This is a genomic window from Oleiphilus sp. HI0132 (assembly GCF_001635845.1).
This window is the reverse complement of record NZ_LWGJ01001189.1, coordinates 1-6,074: the sequence shown is the minus strand read 5'-3', so window position 1 is coordinate 6,074 and position 6,074 is coordinate 1. Positions and strand designations below refer to the sequence as shown.

Annotated in this window: 6 protein-coding genes; all 6 read right to left on the bottom strand. The window is 40.9% G+C overall.

What is annotated here, in order from left to right; all coding sequences use genetic code 11:
- Positions 1-60 precede the first annotated feature (60 nt).
- The 6 genes from A3766_RS17085 to rpmH are packed head-to-tail and all read right to left on the bottom strand — an operon-like array spanning position 61 to position 5,950.
- On the bottom strand, positions 61-1,932 hold the full coding sequence (locus tag A3766_RS17085; protein ID WP_068507312.1) for an MFS transporter: 1,872 nt from the start codon (positions 1,930-1,932) through the stop codon (positions 61-63).
- Positions 1,933-1,992: 60 nt separating this feature from the next.
- On the bottom strand, positions 1,993-3,369 hold the full coding sequence (gene mnmE / locus A3766_RS17080; protein WP_068507313.1) for a tRNA uridine-5-carboxymethylaminomethyl(34) synthesis GTPase MnmE: 1,377 nt from the start codon (positions 3,367-3,369) through the stop codon (positions 1,993-1,995).
- Positions 3,370-3,386: 17 nt separating this feature from the next.
- The gene (gene yidC / locus A3766_RS17075; protein WP_068507314.1) at positions 3,387-5,066 is read right to left on the bottom strand and encodes a membrane protein insertase YidC; all 1,680 of its coding nucleotides are present in this window, start codon (positions 5,064-5,066) and stop codon (positions 3,387-3,389) included.
- 37 nt (positions 5,067-5,103) lie between these two features.
- Positions 5,104-5,358 (bottom strand): membrane protein insertion efficiency factor YidD, encoded by a 255-nt coding sequence (gene yidD, locus A3766_RS29120; protein WP_082865167.1) that lies wholly within the window; start codon positions 5,356-5,358, stop codon positions 5,104-5,106.
- A gap of 52 nt (positions 5,359-5,410) precedes the next feature.
- Positions 5,411-5,812: a ribonuclease P protein component gene (gene rnpA, locus A3766_RS17070; protein WP_068507316.1), complete on the bottom strand. Its 402-nt coding sequence runs from the start codon at positions 5,810-5,812 to the stop codon at positions 5,411-5,413.
- 3 nt (positions 5,813-5,815) lie between these two features.
- Positions 5,816-5,950, bottom strand: a complete 135-nt coding sequence (gene rpmH / locus A3766_RS29115; RefSeq protein ID WP_082865166.1) for a 50S ribosomal protein L34 — start codon at positions 5,948-5,950, stop codon at positions 5,816-5,818.
- Positions 5,951-6,074: the final 124 nt, after the last annotated feature.

Sequence of the window (6,074 nt, the reverse complement as noted above, 5' to 3'; positions counted from 1 at the left end):
AATTTAACTCTTAAACCATAAGTTAGAGGCTAAAGTTATCCACAGCTTGGCATAAGTGCTCTATTGAACATTTCCTCTTAAGTGCATAACTTTCGATTGCAACAATTCGGCGCTTACTAGATCTGGATTAAGTGGTTTATCAGCAATTACCCTTACCTTAGACCAGAAACGTTTAGGACCTTTCGAAAAGGCAGCTCCATCTTTATGGCTAAAAACACTTCCCCAAAGGCCTTGTAGGGCCATCGGCACTACTTGGACAGGATCACGCCCGATTATTATTTCAATGCCAGTTTTAAACTCGTTGATATCGCCAGTTCTTGTCAGCTTACCTTCCGGGAAAATACAAATTATCTCTTCATTGTTTAGTGCTTCAGATATTGACTCGAAAGCTTGATCATAAATTTCTTGATCCTGATGCGCAGGCGCGATTGGAATGGCTTTGACCGCTCTGAAAAACCAAGCTAAAAATTTGTTTTTGAAAATATTATGATCCATCACGAAGCGCATAGGGCGTCTACATGCACCGGCAAGTATGAGCGCATCAACATATGATACGTGATTACAAACCACTACTGCTGCACCTTCGCGAGGAATATTATCCAAGCCTTCGTGGCTGACTCGGTACATGGTATGACCTAATATCCATATACAAAAGCGAATCGCAAATTCATCTACTTGATAAAATATGTATAGGCAAACAACGAAATTCATTATGGATAAAACCAGGAAGAATTCTGGTATTTCAAGACCTAGCATTCCCAGTAAGATCATTCCTGTGATAGCGCTTCCCACCATAAACAAGGCATTCATAATGTTAATCACAGCGATGGTTCTCGCTCTAAAAGCCGGTTCCGCTCTTTCCTGGACAAAGGCATAAAGTGGGACGATAAAGATGCCTCCTGAGATACCTATACCGATCAGATCAATCAACACTCTAAAAGAACCTTCAGCGTTTAGGAATGTAAGCCAAGTGTGGATAATTTCAGGTTGATGAGGAATTGCGCTATAAAGATCTACACCAAATAGGCTTAATCCCAACGCGCCAATCGGTACAATACCCAACTCAACCTGTGATGAAGACAGTTTTTCACAAAGCATCGAGCCAAGTGCAACACCAATGGTAAATACCGCCAATAGTAAGGTGACGAGTGAGGAGTCCCCCAACAAGACTTCTTTCGAGAAGTTAGGGAATTGCGTTAAATAAGCTGCACCTAAAAACCAAAACCAGGAGATTGCCGCAATTGCTAAATATATCGGCCGGTGCTTTCTTGCTTCGACAATTAGAGAGTGGGTAGTTTTAATAGGGTTATATGAGACTGTTATATCAGCTTGGCTCGGTGGGGCCAAAGGTATTGAACGGCTACTAAGATAACCGAGCAATGCAAAAAACACGACGGCACATGCTGTCACAATCAGAAAGCTATCTAATTGCATGATGATACCAGCGCCAATAGTACCCAAAAGAATCGCAACAAAAGTGCCCATGCCTATCAGCGCATTGCCACCGACCAATTCTTCTGACTTTAGGTGTTGAGGGATGATGGCATATTTTGCAGGTCCAAAAAATGCTGACTGCGTTCCCATCACAAATAGTAAAACCAGGAGCAGGGAATACCACTCCATCAACAAGCCTAATGCTGCCACCGACATAATAAGAATTTCAGCAAACTTAATTTTTCGAATTAGGCCTGATTTTTCATATTTATCGGTAATTTGGCCAGCAATAGCAGAAAAGATGAAGAAGGGCAGAATAAATAGACCTGCTGCCAGGTTAAGAACCGTATCAGCATTCATACCTAAGGCATCCGATGCCTTGAATGCGATGATCAGCATTAGGGTATTTTTATAGATATTATCGTTAAATGCCCCCAAAAACTGGGTAGCGAAAAAGGGGGCAAATCGTTTGCTTTTCAATAAGGCCGATTGACTCATCCTTGTCTCCTGTAACTAGTTTAAGCAAGCCAACAGTATAGAGCTCTGATCAGTCGCTAGCTACTTTCCAATACAGAAACTACTGAAGATTTCACCAAGAAGGTCATCGGGCCTGAACTTACCGGTAATTTCCCCTAGATTATCTTGGGCAATACGCAGCTCTTCGGCTAATAACTCGCCGGCATTGAGCTCTGTTAGCTGTCTTCGACCAAGATTTACAGCATCCAAAGCACGATTTAAGGCATCTAGGTGCCGTCTGCGTGCAGTAAATGTACCTTCATTATTAGCCTTATAACCAACGCACTCTTTAAGGTGATCTTGTAGTAAGCTTAAGCCTTGTTTTTGCTTAGCGGATAAAGAAATAAGTGGGAATTCACCAAGCGAAGCAGTCGATGGGGCTTCTGACGTTTTATCCACTTTGTTTCGAACAATTGTTATATGGTCCTGATTATCGAGCTTTTCCAAAAACTCTGGCCATAGCGTGTCTGGTAATGAGTCAGAGTTTGATTCAATAGATGAAGCATCAACAACTAAAAGAATTCGATCAGCTTGTTCAATTTCCTGCCAAGCTCTATCAATACCAATCTGTTCAACTTTATCAGTACTTTCTCGAAGCCCTGCCGTATCAATAATATGTAAAGGCATTCCATCAATATTGATCTGCTCTTTAAGCACATCACGTGTAGTTCCTTCAATATCAGTCACAATAGCTGAATCGCGTCCTGCTAAAGCATTCAGCAAACTAGACTTACCTGCATTTGGACGACCGGCAATTACCACCCTCATTCCTTCAGTTAGTAGTGCCCCTTGATTCGCATTATTGATTAAGTCATTCAAGGTATCAATCAGAGTATCAACTTGCTCCAGGACATGTGACTCAGAAAGAAAATCAACTTCTTCTTCAGGGAAATCAATTGCTGCTTCCACGTACATTCGGAGTTTAATCAAGCCGGATACAATGGCATCAACTTGCTGAGAAAAGTCCCCTTGTAGGGAACGCAAAGCAGAACGAGCAGCCTGCTCGGAAGTACTGTTTATCAAGTCAGAAATAGCTTCAGCCTGAACCAGATCCAGCTTGTCATTAAAAAAGGCGCGTTGAGAAAATTCTCCCGCTTCTGCTAAGCGAGCACCATTCGAAACGATGGCTTTTAACAAAAGATCCAGAATGACCGGGCCACCATGAGCTTGGAACTCAACGACGTCTTCACCGGTAAAGGAGTGGGGACCTTTAAAGTACAGGGCAATTCCCTGATCTAAACGTAAACCATCTGGATCATAGAAATCGCAATAATGTGCATATCGATTCTTAGGCTCAAAATGAACCATCAGTTTAGCGATATCTAAGGCTTTTGGGCCTGATACCCTGACAATTCCAACTCCGCCACGACCTGCCGCCGTAGCAAGAGCTGCAATAGTGTCTTGATAATATTCACTCATATCAAGAACAGGGTAGATTAAGCGTTAGCTTTTTCGATTTGTCTGGTAATTACCCACTGCTGTGCAATCGACAGAATATTGTTTACTAACCAGTAAAGAACTAGCCCTGAAGGGAACCATAAGAAGAAAACAGTCATTACAACAGGCATAATCTTCATGATCTTAGCTTGCATTGGATCAGGCGGAGATGGATTTAGCTGCATTTGGATAGCCATACTTGCACCCATCAGAATCGGCAGAATGAAGTAAGGATCCATTACCGATAGATCGTGAATCCAGAACATAAATGGAGCATGGCGTAATTGAACACTCTCCATCAAAACCCAGTATAAAGCGATAAATACAGGCATCTGAACAAGAATAGGCAGACAACCACCAAGAGGATTAATTTTCTCTTTCTTATAGAGCTCCATCATTCCTTGAGACATCTTCTGACGATCATCGCCATACTGTTCTTTTAAAGCTTGTAGCTTAGGTGCTACCCGACGCATATTCGCCATAGAACGATAACTTGCAGCCGACAACTTGAAGAACAAAGCCTTAACACAAACAGTCACTAGAATAATTGCAAAACCCCAGTTCAATACAATGCCATAGAAGAAATCAAGCAATAGGAATAGTGGCGTTGCTACCCAGAATAACCAACCAAAATCTACGGTTAAATCAAGGTTTGGTGCAATAGCTTCCAAACGCTCCATAATCTTTGGACCAATATATAACTGTGCAGATGTCGTCTTGGTTTCTCCTGGAGCGACTTCGATTGCAGGGCTAATAAAGCCCATCAAATATCGACCGCCTTTCACGCGTGTTTGATAAGTATGAGTAACGCCATTATCTGGGATCCAGGCACTTAGGAAGTAATGCTGAATAAATGCAACCCAACCACCATGAATTTGTTCATTGATAGGGGAGTCAAGCATGTCTTCAAAGTCATATTTCTCGTAAGGTTTTTCAGCGCTTGAAAGCGCCATTCCCAAAAATGACTGCATACCCATACTATTTTGGCTCGATGGGTCAGAGGAACGATCTCTTACAATCTTTCCAGACAGGTTTGCCTGCCAGTTATCATTAGTCTTGTTATTAATGATATAGCTGACATTAATCAGATAATCATTGCGCTTGAATTCATAACGCTTAGTAATTGATACACCATCATCACTTTCAAAATTAAGGTCTATTGAAAGGCTATCTTGTCCTTCTTGTAACTCGTATGAAGAAGATGATGATGAGTAAATAGGAGCTGGGCCGTTTTTAGAGGAATCATATCCATTTTTTCCAAATAGACCACTTTCAACAACGTAATGTCTACCATTACCACTTTCCAACAGCGCCAGTGCTTCTTCTGAGCCTAAGCTAACTTTATGCTGAGGCATTTTTGCCGAAATAACATTACCGCCTTTAAGATCAAGATATAAATCTAATACATCTGTTTTGATATGAACGCTTGACGATTGTTGCGAGGTGGAATTCTTTGTTTGGGCTGTGCTATCAATACTTGCAGCAGCAGACTCAGGTACAGTAAATTCAGAATCTTCGCTACTTTCTGCAGAAGTACTTAAACCAATAGACTCTTGTGGAATGGCTTGTTTAACTGCGGTTTGCGATGCTTGCTGGCCATAATCTTCATTCCAGGCAAGTATCAACATATATGATACAACTGCTAAGCCAACAAAAATAATGCTACGTCTAAGATCCATAATAATTCACTACCGTAAATATCTTATAAAGATAGAGTTATAAAGGTTTTGATTGTTTATCTGAGGAGGATTTTGTCTTCTTTTCCGGTACAGGGTCGTGTCCACCTTCACAACCCGGATGGCATCTTAACACACGATGTACTGCAAGAAAGCTTCCTTTAAATATACCGTGAATTTTTACAGCTTCGAGGGCATATTCAGAGCATGTTGGATAATATCGACAAGAAGGGCCGAGTATAGGACTAATACAGAGTTGATAAGCGCGAATTAGACCAATGATAACTTTTCTCATCATGGTTCTCAGCAAAATTATGTCCTTACTAACACTTTTCAGCAGTCAGTAGTTACGAAGTCCGAGCTGACTTAGTCTTCTTATCAGACTTATTTTGAGATGTTTTACGAACTAACTTACGCCACAGATAGTCTAGTTCTTGAGTGCATTCTTTGCTGCTAGATAAATCAGCACCTTTCTTTGCAAGAACAATAATATCAAGGTTTGGAAGCGAACTACGCTTAGTCCGAAACGATTCTCGTAATAAGCGTTTAATTCGGTTCCGTTGTACAGCGAGTTTTACGTTCTTTTTAGCAACGATTATTCCGAGTCTGCTATCTGAGTTATTCAGGCTTCTAGTCAACATCAAATAATGTTTACTGGAAACTCGTATATCAACAGACTCAAAAACATCACTATAATCACTCGATTTTAGTAGCCGAGTTGATTTAGGAAACTTAAAACTGGAGTACAAGTTTTATGCACTTAGTTCTTTACGGCCTTTAGCACGACGTCGGTTCAAAATCTGACGACCACTTTTAGTTGCCATACGTGCTCTGAAGCCATGTGTACGCTTACGCTTAAGTACGCTAGGTTGGAATGTTCTTTTCATTTCCAGTACTCACAATAAATAGGGTGAAAAAAAATTGGAGCGAGATTGTAATTGTTTAGGCAAGATTATTCAATCCATATTCTCATTTTTATTTAAAGTTTATCTTAGGTCTTATCTTTTCCCA